Raw genomic sequence first — 24,592 nt, forward strand, 5'->3', positions numbered from 1 at the left:
GAATTACAGGAAAAAATCCATGCGGAAGTAGATCGGCGCTTCGCGTTCAAGCAGCGTGGCCGGTCGTTCCAGCGAGTGGGCAAAGGTCACACTGGTGCTGACGTATTGGCCACGGGCAAACAGCTCCAGCGAGTTGCTCGAGACCCGGCCGTGTAACTCGCCGTTGTAGCGCGCATTGCGAATCACGCCTTGGTCATAACCAACACTGGCGCCGTACTCACCGAACACCGGGCGCAGCCACTCCAGCGTCACCGGGCGACTCCAGCGCAGGTCGTTGCGCCAATAACTTCCACTGTCGCCACTCAGTTGCTGGTCCTTGTAGCCACGAATCGACGAGGAGCCGCCGAGGCTCATGCGCTGCGGGCTGAACAACACATCTTCACTGCGCTGCCCGGTGGCCAGGCTGGTGAAACTGAAGGACTCGCCCCACAGCTTGAACGGTTGCAGGTAGCTGACGGTGGCGGTGTATTTGCGGTAGCGCGCATCCGGCACGCCTGGGCCGGGGTTGTGATTGCCCTGGGCGTCGAACGCGCCGGTGCCGTTTTGCATGCCGACATCGAGGTTGACGAAGGCGCTGCCAATCCGGCGCCCGTGGTTGATGCCCACCTGCAACTCACTGAGGCGGTTGCTGCTCTCTTTGAGGTGGCTGTCGTTGATGTAGTTATTGGTGCGCAGATGGGCCAGGCCCACGTTGACCGAGGTTTTGCTCAGGGCGTCGCGATGGATCACCCGTTCGGCGCGCAATTGGTGGTTCTGGCTGTCGCCGGTTTGCTTGAAGTCAAAGCCGTCGCCCTGGGCCACCGAGCGGTAATCGCTCTGGTTGTAGCTGTAGCTGAAGTTCCACCAGCCCCACGGCACGTTGTAGTAGAGCATGGCGTTTTTTGAGGTTTTCTGGTGGTCGCTGATCGCGTCGTGGCCGCCGCGCAGCACCAGTTGATCAGCCAGGCCGAGTGGGCTGTCCCATTCAAAGCCGGTGCCCCACTGTTGCTCGCCGGTGCTGCGCTGCCCATCGTTATTGCGCGACAGGCTGGCACGCCAGGGTTTTTGCGGGTTGTTTTTGACCAGCACCGTGCTGCCGCCCACTGCGGTGCCGGGAGCCAGTTCCATTTGCGCCTGGTTGGACGGCAACCGATTGAGCTGATCGATGGCCTGCTCGACTTCTCGCAGGTTGAGCAAGTCGCCGGTGTGGCCGGGAAACGCCATGGCCAACTCGCGCTCGGACAGCTTGCTGTTGTCGGCGCCTTTAACCCCTTCGAGCTTGCCTTCCACCACCAATACTTGCAGACGACCGCTGGACAGGTCTTGTTGCGGCAAGTAGGCGCGGCTGGTGACCAGACCTTTGTCGATGTAAGAGTCGGTCACGCGCTTGAGCAATTCATTCAGCTGGGAAACCCCCAGGCACTGATTGAGATAAGGCTTGACCAGGCGCTCGCGCTCATCGACAGACAGGTTGTCTGCGCCCTTGAGTTCAATGTGCTGGATGGGGAAGCAACGGGTATCGACGGGGGTGGCGGGCGCCGCCGGTTTCAGCTCTTTGCCGGGCAGGTCCTTGAGTTCTTCAAGGCGCCGCTGTTGCTCTTCCAGCAGGCGGTTTTGCCGGTCGCGAATCAGGTCCTGGTCACCTGGATTGGTCGCGGCGAAGGCGCTGTTGTGAGCGCTGAGGCACAACACTGTCAGGCACAGTAATGGCCGAATCCATGGCGTGGACAAGTGCATATTCGATCCGTCGATAATTGAAGGCGGAACGCTATCATCGAACTTTGAATATGCCAACATTCCGGCAATTTATAAAATAGTCAGAATTATAGATATAACTTGTTGATATATATAAGAATAAAATAAATTTGTGCATTTTTTGGCATTTAATCTTTCCGACAAGCGGCAATAGACCTTGGCTTGACACTCTCAAAATAACGACTAATGAAATAGGAAATTTCCTAAATAATAGCGAAATTTTCTTAACGCCATAAATAGCCACAACGCTCATGCCCCGCTTCTAGTGCTCCAACGCATACCGCCGACAATGGTTGAGATACCCCTGCTCATGGCTGCCCACCAACTGCACCACGCTGGTCCATAACCACGAGGGCGCATCCAATTGTTTGGAGCGGTTTTCCTGCAACACCGCCATCCACTCCTTGCGCGTATCGCGGTCCATCTGCCGGGCATGGGCGATGCCGACCACGCGGGCCAGGTAACCGGCGGCGTGCATGGCGTCGATCTCGCTTAGCTCATCGAGTTCCAGCTTCATGTCTTGAGGCAGCAGTTCCCGGATGAAGAAACCGTGATCGAGAAAACGTGTGGCCAGCATGCGCTCGCCCAGGCCCGGTGACAGCTGGCGGGCGCCTTCCACCACGCGCCGGCCATTGTCGCGTGGCATCTTCGCGCGTGCCGCCCGGGGCGCGGCGGCGCCGACGGCTTCCTTGATGTCGATCAGGCAATATTCCTGGTCGTCCTTGTCGCCCACGCCCAACAAGGCTGCATAACGCAGCAAGCCGAGGGAGCTGCAGCCTTTGACCCAATAGGCCGAATCAAGCAATTGGACCTTGGCGTCTTTGGGCCGGCCTTTGAGCGAGGTCACCAACTGGTGGATTTCATCCGAGGCGCAAACACTTTGCAGCGCGCTCTTTTCCGCCCGTGACAATGACCAGAAGTGCTTGCCCAACGGAATAGTAGGCCGGGCATTTTCAATGCGTTCACGCGCCAGGTTTTTCCAGGTGCGTTCCACCGCGCTGCGCATGCCAGCCTTGACTTGGGAAGGACGCGGCGGCGCTTCATCGGGCTTGTCTTTGAAGGCTTGTTCGTAGCCCACCATCATTTCTTCCAGCATGCGTGCGGTGGTCACGCCCGGCAGGTCCGAGCCGCGTGCGGCGGTGGCCAACGACAGCGCCAGGCGCACCAGGTCATGGGCCGGGTTGCCGATCACGGTTTGGTCGAGGTCGCGGATATGCATGTCGATACGGCCCTTGGTATCACCCGTGGGGCCGAGGTTGCCCGCGTGGCAATCGCCGCAGATCCAGATCGCCGGGCCATGGGGCAAGCGGCGGCCGGGCTGGCTGTGCAGCCACTCGTAAAACTGCACGGTGCTGCCGCGCACATAAGCATGGGCCGAGCGCGCCATCTTCAGGTTGCGCAGTTGGATGAGGTGGGGCATGCGGGCAGAGGGGCGCGGAATTTTCATGGAAGCACTCGGTACGGGGTACGGTAGAGGTTAACCCGTCACGAATGTTTCATTTTGTTTCAAGAATAAAAACTTCAAGCCTGGGCGCTGTGTGCTTTCAACCAGCCTTTGAACGCGGCCATGGCCGAGGTTTCTGCCCGCGATTGCAAGCGCGTCAGCCAATAACTGCCGGTGCTGATGCCCACGCTGAACGGCTGGCGAATCACATCACTCTCCAGTTGCCGTGAGAACATCATCGCCGGCGCCAAGGCCACGCCGATGCCCTGCTGCGCGGCCTCCATCATCGCCAGGGACGAGTCGAACACGATGCTGCGCGGCACCGGCGTGTCGGCCGGCAGCCCGGCGGCCTGGAACCACAGGTTCCATTCATCGGCGCGGTAAGAGCGCAATAAGGTGTGCTTGAGCACGTCGTCCGGCGTGTGCAATTGCTCGGCAATCTGCGGCACGCACAGCACGGTCAACGGCGCGTCAAGCAACTGGCAGGCGTCGGTGCCATGCCAGGCGCCAGCGCCGAAGCGGATCGCGTAGTCGAGGCCCTCGGCGGCAACGTCAACACGGTTGTTGTGGGTCGACAGGCGCAGGTCGATAAACGGGTAGCGGCTTTGAAAGTCCGGCAAGCGCGGCAGCAACCAGCCGACGGCGAAGGTGCCCACCGCCCCGACGGTGAGCACTTCACGGTAATGGCCACCTTCGAACTGGCCTAAGGTAAGGGCAATCCGGTCGAAAGAGTCGCGCACAACCGGCAGCAGTGTTTCGCCTTCGCGGGTCAGCATCAGGCCGCGTGGCAGGCGCTTGAACAAGGTGACGTTCAACTGCGCCTCCAGGCTTTTGACCTGATGACTGACTGCCGCCTGGGTCACGCACAGCTCGATGGCCGCTCGGGTGAAGCTCAAATGCCGGGCGGAAGCTTCGAATGCGCGCAACGCATTGAGCGGTAAATGGGAGCGCAGCATGCATGACCCTAAATTAACTAATGGCTGATGCGAGATATCATCGTTTGCCCGCCGTACAAAATCCACCTAGATTTGCCCCGCCTGCGCAGGCCTTGATCGTCAGCACATCTTTTACATGGAAGCGAACCCGCATGAATCACACCTTACAAAAAATTCTGTTCAGCGCCCTGTTAATAGGCTCCGGTAGCTGCATGGCCGCCACCGACCTGCGCACGGTAGTCGATGCCAGCGTGGAGCCGCTGATGCAGCAACAAGGGATTCCCGGCCTGTCGGTCGCGGTGGTTAACCAAGGCAAGGTTCAATACTTTAACTACGGTGTTGCATCAAGGGAAACCAAACAGGCCGTCAACCAAGACACCCTGTTTGAAATCGGATCGATCAGCAAAACCTTTACCGCCACCCTCGGCGGCTACGCCCAGGCCACCGGTAAGCTCGAGCTCTCGGATACCGCCAGCCAGCACCTGCCAGCCCTGGCCGGTGGCGTATTCGATCACATCAGCCTGCTGCAACTGGCGACCTACACACCGGGTGGCCTGCCGTTGCAGTTTCCCGACGCGGCCGACAACGCCGGTGCCATGCTCGGTTATTTCCAGCACTGGAAACCCGCGTATGCGCCGGGCGAACAGCGTTTGTATTCCAACCCCAGCATCGGCTTGTTCGGCTACCTCGCGGCGCAAAGCCTGGGGCAGCCGTTTAACGTTGCCATGGAGAAAACCTTGCTGCCCAAGCTGGGCCTGACCAACACCCACGTCAGCGTGCCGGCGAGCAAAACCGCTCAATATGCGCAAGGCTATGACAAAAATCTGAAACCCATTCGCGTCAGCCCCGGCGCCCTGGACAGCGAAGCCTACGGTATCAAGACCAGCACCCAGGACCTCGCCCGCTATGTGATTGCCAACCTGCACCCCGAGCCCCTGGAAAAACCGCTGCAACAAGCGATCTCCACCACTCACGCGGGTTACTACACCGTCAATGGCATGACCCAGGGTCTGGGCTGGGAACGCTACCCCTACCCGATCAAGCTGCAGGCCTTGCTGGAGGGCAACTCGACCGAAATGGCGATGCAGCCGCACAAGGTCAATTGGCTGACGCCGGCGCAGGCACAACCGGCCAACGTGCTGTACAACAAAACCGGCTCCACCGGCGGTTTTGGCGCGTATGTGGCTTACGTACCGAGCAAGGACATGGGTGTGGTGATTCTGGCTAACCGCAATTACCCGAATGCCGAACGGGTGAAGCTGGCTTATGCGATCTTGGGCGCGATGGACCACTAAGACCTGACAAAAACCAAATGTGGGAGCTGGCTTGCCTGCGACGGCGGTATATCAGTCACCGAATTGGCTGACTGAACCACCGCTATCTCAGCATAGGTATCTACACAACTGCCGGTTAAAACAAAGCCTGCGGTACGCCGCTTGTTGTGGCGAGCAGGCTTGCCCTGCGTTGGGCTGCTCAGCAGCCCCCAGCAAGGGCACTGAAATTCTTTCTGAAAGAACTCAGCGCCTGGTTTTGGGGCTGCTGCGCAGCCCAACGCAGGGCAAGCCTGCTCGCCACAGGGGAACGGGGTGCCTTCGAACGTATGGCTATCGCAGGCAAGCCAGCTCCCACATTTTCAGACCGTGTTACATGCCCAGCCAGTGCGGCAGCGCCAGCGAGATAAACGGCAAGTACGTGACCATGATCAAAAACACCAGCAGGATCATCAGCCACGGTAACGCTGCGCGAATCGTCTGCCCGAGGGTCAACCCGGTCACCGCCGAGGTCACAAACAGGTTCAACCCTACTGGCGGGTGCACCAGGCCGATTTCCATGTTGACCACCATCACAATCCCCAGGTGAATCGGGTCAATCCCCAGCTTCATGGCAATAGGGAAGAAGATCGGCGCCAGGATCAGCACAATCGCGGACGGCTCCATAAAGCTGCCGGCCACCAGCAACACCACGTTGACCATGATCAAAAAGCCAATCGGCGTGAGGCCTTCGGAGATCACCCAGGCGGTGATTTCCTGCGGGATCTGTTCGGTGGTCAGTACATGGGCAAAGAGCATGGCGTTGGCGATGATAAACATCAGCATGATCGCCAGGCGCCCGGATTCCAGCAGCACCTTGGGGCAATCGCGCAGCTTCATGTCCTTGTACACAAACAGCGCGACAAACGCCGAATACACCGCCGCCACGGCCGCCGCTTCCGTCGGCGTGAACATGCCGCTGTAGATGCCGCCGAGGATGATCACCAGCAACAGCAAGCCCCAGAACGCGCGACGTGCGCAGGTCAGCCACTCGCGGAAGGTCGCACGGGGCTGCGCCGGCAGCTTCTTGATGCGCGCGACGATGTAGATCGCGACCATCAGCATCAGGCCCAGCAGCAATCCTGGAATCACACCGGCCATGAACAGCTTGCCCACCGAGGTTTCGGTGGCTGCCGAGTACACCACCATCACAATCGACGGCGGGATCAGGATGCCCAGGGTGCCGGCGTTGCAGATGATCCCGGCGCCGAACTCCTTCGGGTAACCCGAGCGCACCATCCCCGCCACGGCAATCGAGCCCACTGCCGCCACCGTCGCCGGCGATGACCCGGACAGCGCCGCAAACAGCATGCACGCCAGCACCGCCGCAATCGCCAGGCCGCCTCGGATATGCCCGACACAGGCGTTGGCGAAGTCGATCAGCCGTTGCGCCACACCGCCGGTGGTCATGAACGCACCGGACAGCAGGAAGAATGGAATCGCCAGGAAGGTGTAGGCGTCGGAGGTTTCAAACAGCTTGATGGCCAGCGAACTCACCGAGTCCTGGCTGAACATCAGGATCGACACCGCGCCGGACAGCCCCAGGGAAATCGCGATCGGCACCCCGAGGAACATGAACACGAACAACAGCAAAAACAGACAGAGCACGGCCATCAGTGACGCTCCTCATGGCTGCCAGCCAGCTTACTGGCCTCCCCGGCCTCGTCGGCCAGCCCCAACCCGACCTGACGGTGGGTAAAGATGCGGTAAAAAATTTCCAGGTAGCGGATAAACACCAGGGCAAAACCGATGGGCACGATGATCACGATATCGCCCACGTCCACGCCGTATTGGTCGAGGTCTTCGGCGCCGATCTGCGCGGTCATCACCGCACTCACCCACTTGTAGCTGGCGACCATGAACAGCCCGGCGTAGGCCAGGCAACACAGGCAGGCGAGCATGCCGAGCAGGCGTTGCACCGGGCGTTTGGTCAGCTTGACCAGCGCATCTACGCCAAGGTGGCCGGCGGTGCGCACGCCGTAGGAGATGCCGAAGAAAATCAGCCAGCCGAACATGGCCTTGGTCAGCGCCACGCTCCAGGTCATGTCCTGGGCCCAGGTCATGGTGTGGTCGCCCAAGGCACCGAAAAAGCTGCTGCTCCATGCCCACTTGTCAGACAGAGCAAAAAACAGGGTGTAGATGTTGTTGAGCATGACGTAGACGAATGTCACCAGGGTCATGGCGGCCAGCAGGAAGGCGATAAACCCTTCCTCCAGGTGCTCCCAGACGCGCCTTAGCGTTTGCATGGCAAAACCTCGCGAAGCGGGAATGATGTCGGGGTGGAAAGCGGAACAAACTGTGGAAGCGGACCTCTGTGGGAGCCGGGCTTGCCCGCGATGGGATCAACTCGGCGCTACAGATACACCGAGTTGCCTGCATCGCAGGCAAGCCAGCTCCCACATAAAGCCCTTTCCACAGTAGTTTTGGGTAGTCGCCCGATTACTGGTTGGAGGCGTCCGCCGCCTTGATCAGGTCGGCGCCGATCTCACCTTCGAACTTCTGCCACACCGGGCGCATGGCTTCGCGCCACAGTTGGCGTTGCTGCGGGGTCAGTTCGATGATTTCGCTGGTCTTGGCGTCGATGATCTTCTGCTTGGCCGACTGGTTCAGCGCTTCGGCCTGCTTGTTCACCTCGACGGTGACTTCGACCATGATCTGGTCCAGGGTGGTGCGCACATCCGGCGGCAGGCCGTTCCAGAACTTGGCGTTGGTGATCACCATGTAGTCGATCAGGCCATGGTTGGACTCGGTGAAGTACTTCTGCACTTCGTTGACCTTCTGGCTTTCATAATTGGACCAGGTGTTCTCGGTACCATTCACGGTGCCGGTCTGCAGGCCTTGATACACCTCGGCAAAGCTCATCTTGCGCGGGTTGGCGCGGATCGCCTTGAACTGTTCTTCAAGTACGCTGGAAGCCTGCACACGGAACTTCAGGCCACGGGCGTCCTTGGGTTCACGCAGTGCTTTGTTGGCCGAAAGCTGCTTGAGGCCATTGTGCCAATAGGCCAGGCCGAGGATGTTCTTGTCTTGCATCGAGGTCAGCAATGCCTTGCCCTGTGCAGCCTGGAAACGGTCGACGGCGGCCAGGTCGTTGAACAGGAACGGCAGGTCGTAGATCTGCACTTGCTTGGTGTACTGCTCGAACTTGGCCAGGGACGGCGCCAGCATCTGCACATCGCCCAACAACAACGCTTCCATCTCCTTGCCATCGCCGAACAGCGAGGAGTTGGGGTACACCTCGACCTTCACACGGCCCGGCAAGCGCTCTTCAGCGAGCTTTTTGAAGAGCAGCGCGCCCTGGCCTTTAGGCGTGTTTTCGGCAACCACGTGGGCGAACTTGATCACAATCGGGTCTGCCGCCTGGGCCAGGCCCGCGGCAAACAGAGTGGCGGCGCACAGCAGCGCCCGAGAAAGCTTGAGCATGGGGAATCACCTTCTTATTGTTGTGTTATAGGGCAAGGTGCCTGATGTGATGCGTGTAGTGAATTTCGAATTTTAGATACCTGCGTTCGGCCAGGCCGAACGCCATACTTCAGAACAATGAAGATCCAGTGTGGGAGCTGGCTTGCCTGCGATGGCGGTGTGTCAGGCCGTCAATTCATGGGAGGGTCCACCGCTATCGCAGGCAAGCCAGCTCCCACATTTTGCTCCCGGTTGTTTCAGTCAGAGTTGGCCGGCCAGGAGCCTTTGTGCGCGCAGCAACACCGGCGCATCCACCATCTGCCCATCCATCTGATAAGCCCCGGCCCCATGGGCACCCGCCTCTACCACGCGCTTGGCCCAGGCCAGGTCTTCAGCGCTGGGCGCCAGTGCGGCATGAATCACTGCCACCTGCTTGGGATGGATGCACAGCGCGCCGGCAAAGCCCATTTCATAGGCATGCCGGATCGAACGGCGCAGGCCTTCAGGGTCGTCGATGGCCGGGTGCACGCCGTCCAGTGGCGCCACCAAGCCAGCAGCACGGGAATGCACAATCAGCGCCAGGCGTGCCTGATCCAACGCAAACTGCGCAGCCGCGGAACCGCTGCTCAGGTTCAAGTCCAGCGCCAGGTCCAGCCCGCCAAACGACAGGCGCTCAACCTGCGGCGCGTGGGCAATCTCAGCCACCGCCAGCAAGCCCTTGGCGCTTTCGATAATCGGCCATATCACCTTGCCAGCAGCCGCCACCACGGCCACCTGGGCGGCGCTCTCTACCTTAGGCAGCAGCACACCCGTCACATTGGCATGGGCTTTACAGAACGCCACATCCTCAAAATGCTCGGCATGCTCCGGCGCGTTGATGCGCACCCACACCTGAGCCTCTGGATGCGCTTGCAAGAACACCCCGAGGTTATCCCGCGCCTGGCGCTTGAGGGGTTCTTCAACCGCGTCTTCAAAATCCACAATCACCGCGTCGGCGCCACTGGCCAGCGCTTTGGAAAAGCGCTCCGGGCGGCTGCCGGGTACAAACAAGGCCGAACGAACTATAGGCTTTGGCATCACTTGAATTCCTTATTAGATAACGCCGCGTGCGCGCAGGCCGTCGATGGTTTGCGCCGAAAACCCAAGCTGATCGAGGATGCCCTGGCTGTGCTGGCCCAAGGCGGGAACGCCGTCCATGCGCGGGGTAAACGCAGCATTACGCGCCGGCGGCAACAACGACGGCAGCGGCCCGGCCGGGCTCTGGACTTCACGCCAGCTGTCTCGCGCCTTGAGCTGCGGGTGGTCCCACACGCCTTGCATGTCATTGACCCTGGCGCTGGCAATCTGCGCGTTTTCCAGGCGTTGGATCACGGCTTCAGCGTCCAACTGCGCGAAGCTGTCAACGATGATCTGGCGTAGCACGTCACGGTTGGCCGAGCGCTTGAAGTTGGCCGAGAAACGTTCATCGGTAGCCAGTTCAGGCGTGAGCAGTACTTTGTCGCAGAACGCCGCCCATTCGCGTTCGTTCTGCAAGCCGAGCATCACCGTGCCGCCGTCGCCGGTGGGAAACGGCCCATACGGGTAGATCGTCGAATGCGCCGCCCCGGCCCGTGGTGGCTGGGGCGCGCCGTCGAAGGCGTAATACATCGGGTAGCCCATCCACTCCACCAGGCTTTCGAGCATGCTCACATCGATGCGGCTGCCCTGCCCCGTCTTGCCGCGCAACAGCAGGGCCGAGAGGATGCCACTGTAGGCGTACATGCCGGCGGAAATATCGGCGATCGAGCAACCGGCCTTGGCCATCTGATCTTCACCTGGGCCACCGGTTACCGATAAAAAACCGCCCTCGCTTTGGATCAGCAGGTCATACGCTTTCTTTTTCTCGTAAGGCCCGCCTTCGCCATAGCCGGAAATATCGCAGACGATGAGCCGTGGAAAGCGCTCATGCAGCGCTTCAAACGACAGGCCCATGCGCGCCGCCGCGCCGGGTGCAAGGTTCTGCACCAGCACGTCGGCATCCGCCAGCAGGCGTTGGAGGATGTCGCCGGCCTCGTCCTGCTTGAGGTCCAGGGTCAGGCTTTCCTTGGAGCGGTTGGTCCACACAAAGTGCGAGGCCAGGCCGCGTACGCGCTCGTCATAGCCACGGGCAAAGTCACCGGCGCCGGGGCGTTCGATCTTGATCACACGGGCGCCGAGGTCCGCCAACTGGCGGGTACAGAATGGCGCAGCAATCGCGTGTTCCAGGCTGATCACGGTGATGCCGTCCAGCGGTCGTTGATTAGTCATGACGCTTCCTCAAAGCCAGTGGGCCATGGACGCTGCACTGCGCAGGTTCCAGACCTTCTCGATCAGTGCATTGGCCTGCGCGGGTGTGTGCGCGCCGCTGAATTGGGTAAGGCGCCGGAATTTATCCGCGAGCTCCACCCGACTCAGGGTGTTACCAGGGTCGCCCTTGGGTTCATCGATGGCGCCTTGCAGCGTGCGGCCATCGAGCGTGGTGACGGTGACGCGGCCCAGCCAGCGCTGCGGGTAGGCGCCGTCAACTTCTGCGTCGAGGGTCATGCTGACCTTGTCGCGGAAAGCCGAGACGGCGGGGTCGGTCAGCGCTCGTTCGTGGAACTCGGTGAGCCCGGCTTTACCGTGCACGGCGATCAGGCCGAGCACGGTGCCCATGGAGAATTTGGCCTGGTGCACAGTGGCAGGCGTGGTCACGCGGCCCAGCACGTCGATGGCACCTTGATGGACACGCGTTTCAACCGTAGCGATATCTGCAGCGCACAGCCCTTCGCGCTGCATCAGATCCAGCAGCGCATCGGCGGCCGGATGGGTGTGACGGCACGAGGCGTGGAACTTGAACGAGGTTTCCAGCAGCGCCCAGCGGCTGCCAAGGTCGGCCGATAACTTGCGAGGCTCGGCATCACTGGACATGCCTGCTGCCAAGCCTTGATCGCCTTCCAGAATATTGCGTGCGCCGGTGAGCCCGTCCGCCGTCAAATACGCCGCGAGCAAGCCATCCGCCGCCGCCTTGGCGGTGTGCAGTTGCTTGGAGTCGGCGGCATCGCGCAAAAACTCCCACAGCCCGGCGGCCTGGGTGCCGGCGCTGCCGAGCAGGGTGATGAACTGTTCCTGGTTAAAGTCCAGCAGTTTGCCCACGGCCACCGCCGCCGCCAGGGTGCCGACGGTGGCTGTGGTGTGGAAGATGCGGTAGTGGGACCGGCCCATGAATTCGCCGATGCGAATTCCGGCTTCATAACCGGCCACCGAGGCCAGCAGCAATTCACGGCCGGATTTGCCGAGGTCCTGGGCGGCAGCCAGCGCGGCCGGAAACACCACGGTCGCGGGGTGCAGCACCGAGCTGTTGTGCAGGTCATCCTGCTCCACCAAGTGTGAGGATGCGGCGTTCACCAGCGCCGCAAAATACGCGCTGGTGGTGCTGCCATTGACGATCACCTGGGCGGGACCGCTGTGGGGTCCCATTTTTTGTGCATAGCGTTCAAACAACGGGATCGGGTGCGCGCCCTTGCTTGCCAGCGCCGAGGCCAACCAATCCAGATACAGATCTTCGGTGCGTGCCAGTACCTTTTCCGGCAATTGTTCGTAGTTCAGGTCCGCAAGGAACCGGCACAGCGTTTGGGTATGGCTCATGCTCAGGCCCTCAGAAACTGCGTGGCAGTTCGAGCAGGTGCTCGGCCACGTAGGACAGGATCAGGTTGGTGGAGATCGGCGCAACCTGGTACAGGCGTGTTTCGCGGAATTTGCGCTCTACGTCGTACTCACAGGCAAAGCCGAAACCGCCGTGGGTTTGCAGGCAGGCGTTGGCCGCTTCCCAGGACGCCTTGGCAGCCAGGTACTTGGCCATGTTGGCGCTGGCCCCGGCATTCTTGCCGCTGTCGTATTCTTCGCAGGCACGCCAGCGCATCAGGTCCGCCGCTTCGATTTCGATATGCGCCTCGGCAATCGGGAACTGCACACCCTGGTTCTGCCCGATCGGGCGGCCAAACACCACGCGGTCGCGGGCGTAGGCACTGGCCTTTTCGATAAACCAGCGACCGTCGCCGATGCACTCGGCGGCGATCAGGGTGCGTTCGGCGTTGAGGCCGTCGAGGATGTATTTAAAGCCTTTGCCCTCCTCGCCGATCAGGCTGTCGAGGGGTAGCTCCAGGTTGTCGAAAAACAGTTCGTTGGTTTCGTGGTTGACCATATTGGCGATGGGCTGCACGGTCAGGCCGTTGCCGATGGCTTCGCGCAGGTCGACCAGGAAGATCGACATGCCTTCAGACTTCTTCTTCACCTCGGCCAGCGGCGTGGTGCGCGCCAGCAGAATCATCAAGTCGGAATGCTGGATGCGCGAGATCCAGACCTTCTGGCCATTGATCACATATTTGTCACCACGCTTGATCGCCGTGGTTTTGATTTTGGTGGTGTCGGTGCCGGTGGTGGGCTCGGTCACACCCATCGATTGCAGGCGCAATTCGCCGCTGGCGAGCTTGGGCAGGTAGAAGCTTTTTTGCGCTTCGCTGCCGTGGCGCAGCAAGGTGAACATGTTGTACATCTGGCCGTGCACGGTGCCGGAGTTACCACCGCAACGGTTGACTTCTTCGAGGATCACCGAGGCTTCGGCCAGGCCCAGGCCAGAGCCGCCGTATTCTTCAGGGATCATCGCCGACAGCCAGCCGGCGTCGGTCAGGGCTTTGACAAAGGTTTCGGGGAAGCCTTTTTGTTCGTCGATCCTGCGCCAGTACGCCGCGTCGAACTCGGCGCACAAGGCGCGCACGCCTTCACGGATGGCATTGAGTTCTTCGTTGTCATTGGGGTTCATTAACGGCTCTCCGCCTGTTGTTCCTGGATTATTCGAAGTGGACCTGAGCGGTCTGCGCCAGGCCACCGGCGTTGCCCGCCCACAACTGCGCCACACCGGTTTCGGTCACGCGCCCACCGACCACAAATGGCTGCGGTGCAATCAGTGGGCGAACACCGCGATAGGCAAAACGGCGCAGGGTCGCGTCGGGATGGGCGCGGCAAAACGCGCACAGGCTCAAGGTAGCGATCAGCGGGCCGTGCACCACCAGGCCTGAATAGCCTTCGGTGTCGGTGACATACGGGTAGTCGTAGTGGATGCGGTGGCCGTTGAAGGTCACGGCGCTGTAACGAAACAGCAGGGTTGGCGTGGGGCTGATCGATGCCTGCCATTCGCCTTCGGGCAAGGCGTCGCCACTGCCCTGTTTGGGCGGCGTCGGTTCGCGGTAAACGATGTCCTGTTCTTCTCGGATCGCCAGGCGACCGTCCTGGGAATAGTCATGACGCACGGTGACAAACAACAGCGAGCCGGTTCGCCCGGTCTTTTCTTCGACCTGGGTGATGGTCGACACGCGGGTCGCCGCCTCACCCGCGCGCAAGGCATGCACGAATTCGATGCGCCCACCGGCCCACATGCGATTGCGGTTATCAGCGGGCGGCAGGAACCCGCCACGGGCCGGGTGGCCGTCGGTGCCCAAGGCCGACTCCGGCAGCGGGTCCTGGAAAAAACACCACTGCCACAGCGGCGGCAAATCGGCGCCCTGTTCCGGCACAGCTTCGCCAAAAGTAGCGGCAATGCGTTTGAGCAGGTTAAGGCTCAGGTGGTCGTTGGCGGTCTCGCTTCGGCCGATCCAGTCAGTGGCGCTCATTGGGTGCAGGTCCTCGGGCAGTGAGTGTCTGCCCCGGATCATGCAAGCGCCTGCCCGTTCTGAGAATTTGCATTTCAATAAACCAGCGTTCGGTTATGCTGAACGCTAGCCATGAGTACCACTCCATCCCCTGTGGGAGCTGGCTTGTTGTGGCGAGGGAGCTTGCTCCCGTTGACTGCGCAGCAGTCTCCGGTTTTTGGGGGGCGCTTCGCACCCCAGCGCAAGCAAGCTTGCTCGCCACAACAAGCCAGCTCCCACACTTGAACCTCACCGTTGCCAAAATAGGGGTTTGCATGCATTTCGATCTCGCCGACCTGCGCCTGTTTATCCACATCGCCGAATCCCCCAGCCTCACCCAGGGCGCCAAGCGTGCGTTCCTCTCGCCGGCCGCTGCCAGTGCGCGGATCAAGGCGCTGGAAGGCCAGTTGGATACGCGCCTGCTGTACCGCGACAGCCGTGGCGTGGAGATCACCCCGGCGGGCGAACGGCTGCTGCACCATGCGCGCCTGATCATGCGCCAGGTGGACTACCTAAAAAGCGAGTTCACCCAATACGGCGTGGATTCGGCCGGGCATATCCGCATCTTCGCCAACACCACGGCGGTGACCGAGTTTCTGCCGGAGGTGCTGGCGGGCTTCCTGTCCCAGCGCCCGGGCGTGACCGTCGACCTGCAGGAGCGTTTATCCCGCGACATCGTACGTGGCGTGCTTGATGGCACCAGCGACATGGGCATCATTGCCGGGCCGGTAGAAGCGGCAGGTTTGCAGGTGTTGCACTTCAGCACCGATGAATTGGTCTTGATGGTGCCCGTGGGCCACCCATTGGCCGACCAGTCTTCGGTGACGCTGGAGCAAACCCTGGCCTACCAGCACATCGGCCTGCACGAAGGCAGCACGTTATTGAGTTTTTTGCGTGAACACGTCGATCGCCTGGGCAAGCAGTTGTCGCTGCGCATTCAGGTGTCGAGCTTCGAAGCGATCTGCCGAATGGTCGAGGCCGGCGTGGGCATCGGCATCATTCCCGAATCCGCCGCCGTGCGGCACAGCAGGACCATGCAGTTGGTGACGGTGAAGCTCGATGAGCCATGGGCGATTCGCGAACGCAGTATCCTGGTGCGCGAGCTTGAGGCATTGCCCGGCACCATTCGGGCGTTGATCGCCACCTTGATGCCGGACACACTCAGTGCAGGCTGATGTTGCGCTGGCTGGCGTTATCAATATTGATATGGCTCAGCCGGCCCTGCCCATCGAACAGCAACAGATCAGACCCGAGGCGGCGAAGCTGGGCCGGCGATTGCGGCCAGTGCAACGTGACGCAAAGCCGATCGCTGGCACGGTGGATCACGTGCCAGCAGGTGTCGTGCTCCTCAACCCGATAACTGATCAGCAACCAGTCCTCAAATAGAAACGGGCTGACGGACTCATCCCATTCTTCTTCCGGTAAGTTGCCAGGCAGCCGGTAGCGCTTTCGAACCCCGTGCTGCTTCAGTATCAGCGTGGGTGTTCCATAGTCGTGCTTGATCCGATACTGCGCCGATTCAGCGGTGGCACTGGGAACCTGGAAGTCCGTCGCGACGATGTCAAACGCGCTTTCGCGGCTGACCAAACGCCGCTCCGGCAGACGATAATGCCACAGCATCAGGCACCCGCCCGGCGCCGACAGCCACAGGTATTCATTGTGTTCATCCACCTTGATGGCACGCACCGACTCCGGTAGATCACTCACATGCCAGAGCGTTTCAAAGCCACGGTCAACATCCACCACGCGCAACTGCGGGCCTTTGCCGATGGTCCAGTTGCTGCCATCAAACGCGTGTGCAAAGACATCCATGGCCAGCATACCGAGGTCTTTGGCGACACGATTGACCAGGTCCAGTTTGCTCACGCGCCATACATTCCCCCGCCAGATCAGCACCAACGCAACCTGTCGGCTATGGGCAATCACGATTTTCTGCGCCGGTACAGCAAAGTGAAACAACGTTGTGCCCGCCGCATCCACCACCATCACACCCGACTCGCCCAGCGCCACCAGGTAACGCTGGTCTTCCAGCGGCGCCGCGTCGAAAATCGGCCGGCTGCCAGCCGCCGGCGCAGCCCACTTGCGGGTGTCGCCCAAGTGCTCCAGTGAGACCACAGGCGTACGCTTCAGGGCTTGGCCCGGCAAGTCCGCCTGAAGCGCTTTATCGCGACTCATCTTGACCAGCGCTTGTAACTGGTTATGGGTCAGTTGGCCTTGATCGCTGAATTGATCGGCCAGAATCGCGTGCACAGTGGCACCTGCCAGCCAGGCCAAGGCGGTGGTGTGTGCCTTGTGTTGCAACAACGCCTGCGCCAGGGCGGCGCGTTCCCCGGCGCGCGCGGGGTCGTCACGCAATTGCTCGACCCACGGCCCGTAAGCGTGCAGCGTTTCGGGCAACAGGACCGCGCGTTTAACCAGCGCCTCAATGCCCAAGCGCCCGCCGGCAGCCTCGGCGTTGAGCAGCCATTGCGCGGCGCGTGGGCGCTCTGCAGGCAGGCTCCAAATAACATCGACGGCTTGCAACCACAGGCCTTTGGCGATCAACGACTCGGCCCATTCCAGGCGCAAGCGGTCGGCGGCTTCCGGCGACTTGGCCTGGAGCATCACCACGGCGTCAGCAAACGCATTGTCGCGCCGCGCCACCAGCACGGCGCGCTGCCACTGCTCGGCCAGGCACAGCAAGCGCACGATCACCGCAGGCGGCATGTCCCACGCCAGGGCCAGGTCAGCGGCCTGCTGATAGCGCGCGTGTTTCTCCAGGTAATCGAGAGCTTGCTGATGCTCCTTGAGCAATTCGGCAAGGACAAACACCGCTTCCTCGATACGACCGGCACGGTCCAGGCGTTCAAAAGTCTGGCGATACACCTGGCGCAAATGCTCGGTCAAGTCGTCTTCAAACAGCATCGAGCGCGCGGGGCCAGCCTTTTGGCTGAGGCTCAAATCCTCGCGGCGCTGTGGCGTACCAAAGCTCTGTTCACCGCTGGAGGCAGCGCCGTTCAAGGGGATCGCGTGGCGCAAGGCTTCTTCGAAATTGCCGTCTTCGAACATCTCCAACATGCGCTGCATGTAGGCGGCCTGGCGTTTGCCATACAGTTTGGACAGCTGGGAATGCTGGGTCAGCCGGGTCAACAAACGGCGCCACGCGGCAGGTTTATAACTGCGCGGGGTGGCACGCGCAGCGATGCCTGGGTTAGCGGGTGCGCGAGCCACCGGCCGGGGCGCCGCTTGGGCGGGGGCAGACGCGCCACGGTGCAGGAAGCGGTTCAACCCGTACAACAACGCGGTGATCACCACCATCCAGATCACGGCGCCCAGGAGCATGCCGCCGAAGGACTGTGTGTGCTCGGCCAACAGCGCGGCGGGCTCGCTCTGGCCGAAGAGGCGGACCAGCCCACCCAGCAGTACCAGGCCGATCACGATTTTCAGCACCGGGGAAGAGACTTCGCGGGCGCTGTTTGCGTTGTTTTGCGCAGACGCCGCGCTGGCGCCAGGCCCTTTACTCGACGTGTGACGCGGGCGCTCCAGCAGTGCTTGCATGATTGCTTCGCGCTCCGGGCTGACGGGCTCCAGTGGCCCACCGAGGATTTCACGCAGGTCGGTGACCACCGCCTCCGGCAGCGTTGCCGGCAACGGGGTATGGCAGTCAAAGGTGTCGAGCAGCGTGTAGGTACTGATGTCGAGCCACAGCCCAGGCGTCAGCACGTGTGCATCGCGCAACTGCAATGCATGGATCTGGCTGCCGCGCACCAGCCACAAGTCGGCAACGGGCAGCCCGCGCAATTCCTCAGGGTGCAGCGCGGCAGACGACAAGCCCAGGCCCTGGCGGATCAGCGGCCAGCCGTGCAGGCTTTCGCAGTGTACCGGGCAAGGTGTGTGGAACTGCAGCAAGTCGCCGTCGGCAAAACGGTAGGCACGCGCGTCGACTTGCCAATACTTGAGGATCAGGCGCCTGCGCTCGCTCTCATCAAAACGCTCGGCGGCAAACCATAGGCCGTCAATCTGTTGGTGCCCGGTGAGTACCGGGCGGCGAATCAGCATCCGTTCTGGCTCATGCATTGGCAGCTTCCTGGGTGAGCTGCGGAGCCTGGTTGCACATCACTTGCAAACGCATGGAGCGCTCGCAAACCGAGTAAACCAGTAATTCGCGGTCAGTGGTCAGTACGGCGATCAAGCCGCTCATGGGGCAAAAGCTCGCGCGGGCAATTGGCGCCGAGGTGGTGAACAACGTGCGCTGTTGCCCCTCGGCGTACAGCCCGACGCTGTGCTGGTTCGGCCCCAGCAGCACCAGTGAGTAAGCCGGCCGTTGGGCGTACGTATAGTGCAGGCCGATGGCTTTCCAACCGGGCGCCAAGTCGATCTGTTCGTGTTTCGCCGGAAAGCTTTCATGGGTCACCAGGCGCCAACTCTGGTAGCCGTCCTCGGTGGTCAGCAGCGCGCAACCACCGCAGTACTGGCGCCAGTAAAAGTTGGCAGCCAACAATACCTGGCTGACGCCCGCTGCCGAGCCGACCGCATGACCATTGGCGCGTAAACCGTCAGCAGACCCGGAATACGCGACAATCTGCCCGCCTTCTCTGCGCGCATAAGCGATGGTCAAGGGGTCGACCTGCAACAGGCTCATCACGTCATCCGCCACCTGGCAAAGTTGACGCGACTTCCAATAGGCAAGCCGCCCCTGGCTGTCGAGCAAGTACACACGCACGGCGTTCTGACTGTGCAGCCAGACACTCGGCAGGAACGTCGCGGTGCCCGGTGGCAGTTGCAGCTGTTCACGGGCGGGCTTGTCGACGGTGGGCATACCGGGAATGTTCCAGAACGTCAGGCTGTCGTTGTCGCTCAACACGGCACCGAGGCTGCGGTGGTGAAAGGTGGTGCTCAATACGCGCTGATGCTTGCCCCACAGACGGCGTCGAACCTCCAGCGACTTTTTCTGGTTTTTGTGCGGCAGCTTGATCACCACCATGCCCGCCTCATCGAGCAGGCGCAGCGCCACATAGTTACCGGCGCTGGAGATTACCGGCGGCAAGGTCAAGGCTACGCGTGGCACCGCACGTGCGAGATTCGGCGGCGGCGCCTGGACTTCATCGTCGAACTGGCCTTTGAGCAGTTGCACCGCGTGCGCCTCATCCGGCATAGGCAACAGCACGCGCCGCACAGAACCGGCTTGCAACTCGAATGACAGGCTGTGCCCATCCAGGCTGCGCTGCACCTGCACCCGGTGCGTACAGGTCTTGGTCGTGTCCTTGGGCAAGCGTTGCCCGACTGTCCAGCACTCACCCAACGTCTCACCCTGCGTGGCCAGCCATTCCTGCCAGGCTTGCCAGTGCGCCGGGGCGACACTTTCATAGGTGCGCGCCCTGAGCAGTTGCTTGAGCTGCCCCGCGCTATCGAACTCATGCAGCAGCGGCGCGCCTTGCAGGATCCCCCAACGCAACTGCGCCCCTGCCTCCTCGGCACGCCGGGCCAGCAGCATCAGCAAGGCGATATGCACCAGCCGCGCGGCGCCCCATTGCAACGGGCCGGCGTCGAACAGCACGACAATCAGGCGGTTGGCTTCACGGGCGCGGTACTGCGGCGCCAGGAACATATGCTCGCCGCCGACAGCCCTGCGCATAAACTCATCCGGCACTTCATCGGCCAGCAGCCATTCGCTGGAAAGCAGGCGCTCGTAAGGCCCACGGCGTTGCAGATCGCCCACGCCATCCGGCTCAGGCACCCCGCCTTGCTGCCTACCGCGCAGTGGCCCCAGCACCGGGTTAAGCCGCCCAAGCAAGTCGGCGAACAGCGGCAGGTGCTGCGGCGCAAACCACTCCAGCCACTGGCGCCAGGGTTGCAAGGCTTCAGGCAGTTGCATGGCGGGTGCCCCAATTCGTCGCGATGCGCTGAAGGTGTTCAACCGTCACCGGCAACAGGCGATCCAACGGCACTACAACTTGCGGTTCGCGCCACAACAGCAAGGGCGAGCGCTTGAAACGTGCCGACAGCGTCTGGCCGAGCAAGTCTACCGGCACTGTCGGCTCCCAACTGGTGGGCAGCCATACGCCAGGCGCGCCGGGGTGTACTGCGGCGTATTCGACACCGTCGACCCACGGCAAATCCGCCACCGCCCCAGTGACGACCAATACATCGCCATTGGCGGTAGCGTGCAAGCGGGCAGCCTGTTCATCTGCGAGCAGCAGCAAGCGCGCAAGCAAGCGGCGCGCGGCGTCGCCCCATCCGACGGCTGCTTGTGGCTCGGCAGGCACCGGCCTTGGGCGCCAGGTCCAGGCGTAGTGGTCTGCACTCATGGCGTCAGCATTCGGGACAGTTGCCCGCGTACCTGCTGCAAGGTTTCCGGCATTGTCTCGCTATTGAAGTTGGCGTCGATCTCGCGCAGCAGCCCTTCGAGGACCGGGCTGTCGGGCGGCTCGCTGCGGGCCAGGTAGTCTTGCGCAGTTTCCAGCAAGCGATTCAAGCGCGACATCGGTTGCAAGGTGGCCTCTTCGACCGCACTGAACAAATGGCTGTTGCTGGACGCGGCAAACAGGTCGCGCAGCACCTCGCGGCCATGCTGCTGAGTCTCTTTAGTGGGCAGCACATACAGCAGGGGCCATAGATCCGCGTCGCTGGCTTCCAGCCGCCCGCCCAGCAACGCGGCGGCCGCGATCAGCCGTTGAGACTTGACGATACGGCGGTCCGATAACGCTATGCCGGCTTCGCGCAGGCGCCGAATCGCCTGGGCCAGGGCTGGACGCACCGCGCCCAGGTCGACGTTTTTCAGGGCTTGGCTCAGCGTATCCAACTGGGCCAGACCCAGTAACTGTTGCACCGGGCGCTGCTCCGACTGCCAACCGCCCGCCAGCATGGCTTCCAGTTGATTGTCCGGCACCGAATCGACGAACAGGTGCAACAGGAAGCGGTCGCCAAACGCCGCCAGTGCCTCATCGTCCGGCAAACCGTTGGCCGCGCCGACACACACACGCAGCGGACATTGAATTTGAGTATGACCCCGGCGAAAGCGACGCTCGTTGAGCACGCCCAGCAAGGTATTGAGAATGGCGGTCGAGCCCAGGAAGACTTCATCGAGAAACACGATATCGGCCTCTGGCAGCATGCCGCTGACGTCGGTTTCCACCGTGCCTTCACGCAATTTCTTCAGGTCTACGGCACCAAAAAGCTCCGACGGCTCAGTGAAGCGCCCCAGCAAGTATTCGAAGTAACGCCCACCCATGGACTGCGCCACACGGCGTACCACGGCGCTCTTGGCCGTGCCAGGCGGGCCGATCACCAGAATGTGCTCTTGGGCGACCGCCGCCAGCACAATCAGCTCGGCCAATTGCTCGCGCCCGATCAATCCTTCGGTCGCCTTGCGCACAGCGTGGCGGATTTGCGTGGCAGCGCTTTGCAACTGAGCAATCATGGGTGTCTTCCCTGAAACCAAAGCAGAGAATCTTGCCTGAGGCTAAGGTATTAGCAAAGTGTTGTTACACACTCTTAGAGGAGCCAGCCCATGCAACTCGAAGGATCCTGCCATTGCGGCGCCGTAACATTCAGCCTGAACAGCCAGCATCCCTACCCGTACCAGCGTTGCTATTGCTCGATCTGCCGCAAGACCCAAGGCGGCGGCGGTTATGCGATCAACCTGGGCGGCGACGCCAAGAGTTTGAAGGTACGCGGGCGCAAGCTGATCTCGGTCTACCACGCCAGGCTCAAGCCCGAAGGCGCCAGCCGCGCGCATGCGAGCACTGCCGAACGGCATTTTTGCTCGCAATGCGGCAGCGCCTTGTGGCTGTTCAGCCCCGAATGGCCAGAGCTGATTCACCCGTTTGCTTCAGCCATCGACACGCCATTGCCGGTGCCGCCCGAGCACACGCACCTGATGCTCGGCTCGAAGGTGCCGTGGGTCGAAGTCAGTGTGCACAAAGGCGATTTGCAGTTCGACGAGTACCCCGAAGAATCTATCGCCCAGTGGCATGAGCGTTTGGGGCTCGCGCGTTAACACTCTTTGACAGTTTCTCGACAAAGCTCTCAAAGATTGTTGGCCAGCATCGCCTTAGCATTCGAGCATCCAAACCACCATTCGGGTGCTCTTCATGTTTCGCACATTGCGCGGTATTCCGTTATGGGGTTGCCTGCTCGGCACGCTCGGCTGCCACGTGCAGCCGCCTGCCCCGCCCGCGATTCCCAAGGGCGATTACGGCGCGATCATCCGTTACCTGCAAGCGCGCATCCCCAAGGACCTGGCCCGCGAGAATGTGCCCGGTTTGTCGATTGCGCTGGTCAATGGCCAGGAGCTGATCTGGGCGCGCGGCTTTGGCCTGGCCGACAAGGCCCAGGGTGTGCCGGTGACCGCCAACACGGCGTTTCGCGCCGGCGGCATTTCCAAGTTACTGACGGCCACAGCGGCCATGCAGTTGGTCGACCAACAGCGCCTGGCCCTCGACGCGCCGATCCAGCAGACCTTGCGCGAATTCTACGTGCGTTCGCGCTTTCACACTGACCAGGCCGCCGCCGACCGCGACATCACCCTGCGCCGCCTGCTCAGCCATCAATCCGGCTTGCCCAGCGAGCACCTGCGCGACGTGCGCAGCACCTACGCCATGGGCCAGATGCCGATGCGGGTGTCGGGTGTATGGCTGAGCAGCCCGCCGGGCTCGCAGGTGGCGTATTCCAACCTCGGTTATTCGCTGGTCGGTGCGGCCATCGAGCGCAGCAGCGGCAAGAGTTTTGAAGCCCAACTGCAAAGCCGCCTGCTCAAGCCCCTGGAGATGAACCAGTCGAGTTTTGTCGGCACCGGCACGCAATTGAGCTTTCGCGCCCTGGGCTACGAAGACGGCGTGGCAAGTACCGATGCACAGGTGCGTGACCTTGCCGCCGGCGGCTTGTGGGCCAGCCCCAAAGACCTTAGCCATTATGTGCAGATGCTGTTTGCCCACGGTCTCTATAAGGGCAACCGTGTGCTTGAGAGCCCGTCGATTGATCAGATGTTCACCCAGCAAAACACCGGCAATGCCCTGGACTTCGATTGCCAGATGGGCCTGGGCTGGTTCCTGGCGCCCTGCGGCGATGAACCCGTCGCCCCCGGCGTGCGCACTTACCAGCACAGTGGCGGCGGCGATGATTTTGCCGCGCAGCTGAGCGTACTGCCAGACCAGCAGTTGGCGGTGATCATCATGGCCAATGACAGCAACGCCGAAGAACTGGTCGCGCGCCTGGCCACCGAGACCCTGCGCCTGATGTTCCAGGCGCAAACCGGGCAGTCCGTGTGCGCCGACGACTGCCAGGCGCCCAGCCATGGGCTCAAGTTGCGCCAGGTGCCCGCCGCCGTCGACCGAAAGCGCCTGGCCGGGTTTTATGCCACGGCCTGGGGCGTATTCCGGGTCAAGGATGAGGGCGATCGACTGAGCGGTGAGCTGGCCGGGTTTGACTTCGAGTTGTTGCGCGACGAACACGGCTGGCTGCGCGCGCAGAAAAAAGTCCTTGGCTTTTGGCTCAAGGACTTGGGTGAGCTGGGCCGCGTGCAGCTGGACGTGGTCACGGTGCAGGGCCGCCAAGTACTCACGGCCCGCAGCCATGGCCAACGCCTGGCCATCGGCGAGCGCATCGACCCGCCGCCGCTGCCGCTGGCGTGGGCCAACACCATCGGCACCTACCAGGTGCTTAACACCCACGAACCCGACGCGCCGTTGAGCGGTATCAGCGTGCGCCTGGAAGAAGGCTTTCTGGTGATTCGCGGCCAATTGCACAACGAGCCGCTCACCGACTACATCCTGCTTCCCGTCGACAACGCCCACGCGGTGCTGGCCGGCAACGGCTACGGCCTGGGCGACACGGTAAGCCGCCAGGTAAACGGACTCAGCGCTTCGGGTTACTCCTTCAAACGCACGCAATCGCGAGATAAACCCTTGAGTTTCTGAACCTGGGCTGAAGCAAAAGCCATCATTGCGCACCAATACAATTTACCAACAGAACTGAACACCCCCTGCCGCTACGTTGGTGCTCGAACGCTTCATTCAATATCAACCGATCAGTGACATCGTGCATTGGCGCGCCGACCAACGCGCCCATCGCATGAATACCGCAGTATCCGTATTTAACCGGGGA

The 24,592-nt window shown here is 61.7% G+C and carries 19 protein-coding genes; 4 read left to right on the forward strand and 15 right to left on the reverse strand.

Annotated elements, in window-relative coordinates:
* Positions 1–3: 3 nt before the first annotated feature.
* The 3 genes from HBO23_RS16390 to HBO23_RS16400 form a co-directional block, all read right to left on the reverse strand.
* A complete protein-coding gene (locus HBO23_RS16390) occupies positions 4–1,716 on the reverse strand; it encodes a ShlB/FhaC/HecB family hemolysin secretion/activation protein (protein ID WP_170037713.1) in 1,713 nt (570 codons plus the stop codon).
* A gap of 280 nt (positions 1,717–1,996) precedes the next feature.
* A complete protein-coding gene (locus tag HBO23_RS16395; protein ID WP_026013734.1) occupies positions 1,997–3,181 on the reverse strand; it encodes a DUF2252 family protein in 1,185 nt (394 codons plus the stop codon).
* A gap of 74 nt (positions 3,182–3,255) precedes the next feature.
* Positions 3,256–4,134 carry a LysR family transcriptional regulator gene (locus HBO23_RS16400; RefSeq protein WP_170037715.1) on the reverse strand — a complete coding sequence of 293 codons (879 nt, stop codon included), beginning with the start codon at positions 4,132–4,134 and terminating at the stop codon, positions 3,256–3,258.
* A gap of 131 nt (positions 4,135–4,265) precedes the next feature.
* On the opposite strand from HBO23_RS16400, the gene ampC reads away from it, so the two are divergent.
* Positions 4,266–5,408 (forward strand): class C beta-lactamase, encoded by a 1,143-nt coding sequence (ampC, locus tag HBO23_RS16405; RefSeq protein WP_170037717.1) that lies wholly within the window; start codon positions 4,266–4,268, stop codon positions 5,406–5,408.
* A 348-nt stretch (positions 5,409–5,756) separates the two neighbouring features.
* On the opposite strand, the gene dctM is transcribed toward ampC, so the two are convergent.
* The 8 genes from dctM to HBO23_RS16445 all read right to left on the reverse strand — a co-directional run bounded on the left by dctM (position 5,757) and on the right by HBO23_RS16445 (position 14,491).
* Entirely contained in the window at positions 5,757–7,037 is a 1,281-nt protein-coding gene (dctM, locus tag HBO23_RS16410; RefSeq protein WP_017137472.1) for a C4-dicarboxylate TRAP transporter large permease protein DctM, read from the reverse strand.
* Complete coding sequence (locus tag HBO23_RS16415; protein WP_017137473.1) at positions 7,037–7,669, reverse strand: TRAP transporter small permease; 633 nt, start codon at positions 7,667–7,669, stop codon at positions 7,037–7,039. The genes dctM and HBO23_RS16415 overlap by 1 nt, the downstream gene beginning before the upstream one ends.
* 193 nt (positions 7,670–7,862) lie before the next feature.
* Positions 7,863–8,846, reverse strand: coding sequence for a TRAP transporter substrate-binding protein (locus tag HBO23_RS16420; protein ID WP_017137474.1), 984 nt, complete (start codon positions 8,844–8,846; stop codon positions 7,863–7,865).
* A gap of 240 nt (positions 8,847–9,086) precedes the next feature.
* Positions 9,087–9,902: a CoA ester lyase gene (locus HBO23_RS16425; protein WP_170037719.1), complete on the reverse strand. Its 816-nt coding sequence runs from the start codon at positions 9,900–9,902 to the stop codon at positions 9,087–9,089.
* A gap of 15 nt (positions 9,903–9,917) precedes the next feature.
* Positions 9,918–11,111: a CaiB/BaiF CoA-transferase family protein gene (locus HBO23_RS16430; protein WP_099549623.1), complete on the reverse strand. Its 1,194-nt coding sequence runs from the start codon at positions 11,109–11,111 to the stop codon at positions 9,918–9,920.
* 9 nt (positions 11,112–11,120) lie between these two features.
* A complete protein-coding gene (locus HBO23_RS16435; RefSeq protein WP_170037721.1) occupies positions 11,121–12,470 on the reverse strand; it encodes an MmgE/PrpD family protein in 1,350 nt (449 codons plus the stop codon).
* A 10-nt stretch (positions 12,471–12,480) separates the two neighbouring features.
* Positions 12,481–13,644: an acyl-CoA dehydrogenase family protein gene (locus HBO23_RS16440; RefSeq protein WP_099549621.1), complete on the reverse strand. Its 1,164-nt coding sequence runs from the start codon at positions 13,642–13,644 to the stop codon at positions 12,481–12,483.
* 28 nt (positions 13,645–13,672) lie between these two features.
* A complete protein-coding gene (locus tag HBO23_RS16445; protein WP_170037723.1) occupies positions 13,673–14,491 on the reverse strand; it encodes a MaoC family dehydratase N-terminal domain-containing protein in 819 nt (272 codons plus the stop codon).
* Between the two features lie 293 nt (positions 14,492–14,784).
* Here HBO23_RS16445 and HBO23_RS16450 point away from each other — a divergent pair, with 293 nt between their 5' ends.
* Positions 14,785–15,684 carry a LysR family transcriptional regulator gene (locus HBO23_RS16450; protein WP_017137479.1) on the forward strand — a complete coding sequence of 300 codons (900 nt, stop codon included), beginning with the start codon at positions 14,785–14,787 and terminating at the stop codon, positions 15,682–15,684.
* Here HBO23_RS16450 and HBO23_RS16455 read toward each other — a convergent pair.
* Genes HBO23_RS16455 through HBO23_RS16470 form a run of 4 tightly spaced genes read right to left on the reverse strand, consistent with a single transcriptional unit; the run spans position 15,671 to position 21,908 of the window.
* The gene (locus HBO23_RS16455) at positions 15,671–18,565 is read right to left on the reverse strand and encodes a bpX6 domain-containing protein (protein WP_170037725.1); all 2,895 of its coding nucleotides are present in this window, start codon (positions 18,563–18,565) and stop codon (positions 15,671–15,673) included. The two genes, HBO23_RS16450 and HBO23_RS16455, sit on opposite strands and share 14 nt — an antisense overlap.
* Entirely contained in the window at positions 18,558–20,363 is a 1,806-nt protein-coding gene (locus HBO23_RS16460) for a hypothetical protein (protein ID WP_170037727.1), read from the reverse strand. Before HBO23_RS16460 ends, HBO23_RS16455 begins: the two co-directional genes overlap by 8 nt.
* Positions 20,350–20,796, reverse strand: coding sequence for a hypothetical protein (locus HBO23_RS16465; protein ID WP_099549617.1), 447 nt, complete (start codon positions 20,794–20,796; stop codon positions 20,350–20,352). The genes HBO23_RS16460 and HBO23_RS16465 overlap by 14 nt, the downstream gene beginning before the upstream one ends.
* Positions 20,793–21,908, reverse strand: a complete 1,116-nt coding sequence (locus HBO23_RS16470; RefSeq protein WP_170037729.1) for an AAA family ATPase — start codon at positions 21,906–21,908, stop codon at positions 20,793–20,795. Before HBO23_RS16470 ends, HBO23_RS16465 begins: the two co-directional genes overlap by 4 nt.
* A gap of 90 nt (positions 21,909–21,998) precedes the next feature.
* Here HBO23_RS16470 and HBO23_RS16475 point away from each other — a divergent pair, with 90 nt between their 5' ends.
* Complete coding sequence (locus HBO23_RS16475; protein WP_017137484.1) at positions 21,999–22,487, forward strand: GFA family protein; 489 nt, start codon at positions 21,999–22,001, stop codon at positions 22,485–22,487.
* A gap of 94 nt (positions 22,488–22,581) precedes the next feature.
* Positions 22,582–24,405, forward strand: a complete 1,824-nt coding sequence (locus HBO23_RS16480; protein ID WP_017137485.1) for a serine hydrolase domain-containing protein — start codon at positions 22,582–22,584, stop codon at positions 24,403–24,405.
* Positions 24,406–24,592 lie beyond the last annotated feature (187 nt).

The sequence above is a fragment of the Pseudomonas sp. WS 5532 genome (assembly GCF_012985445.1).
GTDB classification, from domain to species: Bacteria; Pseudomonadota; Gammaproteobacteria; order Pseudomonadales; family Pseudomonadaceae; genus Aquipseudomonas; species Aquipseudomonas edaphica.

What these genes read in the sequence shown, in the direction of transcription:
- HBO23_RS16390 (WP_170037713.1), bottom strand. Translation starts at nt 1,716, where the DNA reads ATGCACTTGTCCACGCCATGGATTCGGCCATTACTGTGCCTGACAGTG.
- HBO23_RS16395 (WP_026013734.1), bottom strand. Translation starts at nt 3,181, where the DNA reads ATGAAAATTCCGCGCCCCTCTGCCCGCATGCCCCACCTCATCCAACTG.
- HBO23_RS16400 (WP_170037715.1), bottom strand. Translation starts at nt 4,134, where the DNA reads ATGCTGCGCTCCCATTTACCGCTCAATGCGTTGCGCGCATTCGAAGCT.
- ampC (WP_170037717.1), top strand. Translation starts at nt 4,266, where the DNA reads ATGAATCACACCTTACAAAAAATTCTGTTCAGCGCCCTGTTAATAGGC.
- dctM (WP_017137472.1), bottom strand. Translation starts at nt 7,037, where the DNA reads ATGGCCGTGCTCTGTCTGTTTTTGCTGTTGTTCGTGTTCATGTTCCTC.
- HBO23_RS16415 (WP_017137473.1), bottom strand. Translation starts at nt 7,669, where the DNA reads ATGCAAACGCTAAGGCGCGTCTGGGAGCACCTGGAGGAAGGGTTTATC.
- HBO23_RS16420 (WP_017137474.1), bottom strand. Translation starts at nt 8,846, where the DNA reads ATGCTCAAGCTTTCTCGGGCGCTGCTGTGCGCCGCCACTCTGTTTGCC.
- HBO23_RS16425 (WP_170037719.1), bottom strand. Translation starts at nt 9,902, where the DNA reads ATGCCAAAGCCTATAGTTCGTTCGGCCTTGTTTGTACCCGGCAGCCGC.
- HBO23_RS16430 (WP_099549623.1), bottom strand. Translation starts at nt 11,111, where the DNA reads ATGACTAATCAACGACCGCTGGACGGCATCACCGTGATCAGCCTGGAA.
- HBO23_RS16435 (WP_170037721.1), bottom strand. Translation starts at nt 12,470, where the DNA reads ATGAGCCATACCCAAACGCTGTGCCGGTTCCTTGCGGACCTGAACTAC.
- HBO23_RS16440 (WP_099549621.1), bottom strand. Translation starts at nt 13,644, where the DNA reads ATGAACCCCAATGACAACGAAGAACTCAATGCCATCCGTGAAGGCGTG.
- HBO23_RS16445 (WP_170037723.1), bottom strand. Translation starts at nt 14,491, where the DNA reads ATGAGCGCCACTGACTGGATCGGCCGAAGCGAGACCGCCAACGACCAC.
- HBO23_RS16450 (WP_017137479.1), top strand. Translation starts at nt 14,785, where the DNA reads ATGCATTTCGATCTCGCCGACCTGCGCCTGTTTATCCACATCGCCGAA.
- HBO23_RS16455 (WP_170037725.1), bottom strand. Translation starts at nt 18,565, where the DNA reads ATGCATGAGCCAGAACGGATGCTGATTCGCCGCCCGGTACTCACCGGG.
- HBO23_RS16460 (WP_170037727.1), bottom strand. Translation starts at nt 20,363, where the DNA reads ATGCAACTGCCTGAAGCCTTGCAACCCTGGCGCCAGTGGCTGGAGTGG.
- HBO23_RS16465 (WP_099549617.1), bottom strand. Translation starts at nt 20,796, where the DNA reads ATGAGTGCAGACCACTACGCCTGGACCTGGCGCCCAAGGCCGGTGCCT.
- HBO23_RS16470 (WP_170037729.1), bottom strand. Translation starts at nt 21,908, where the DNA reads ATGATTGCTCAGTTGCAAAGCGCTGCCACGCAAATCCGCCACGCTGTG.
- HBO23_RS16475 (WP_017137484.1), top strand. Translation starts at nt 21,999, where the DNA reads ATGCAACTCGAAGGATCCTGCCATTGCGGCGCCGTAACATTCAGCCTG.
- HBO23_RS16480 (WP_017137485.1), top strand. Translation starts at nt 22,582, where the DNA reads ATGTTTCGCACATTGCGCGGTATTCCGTTATGGGGTTGCCTGCTCGGC.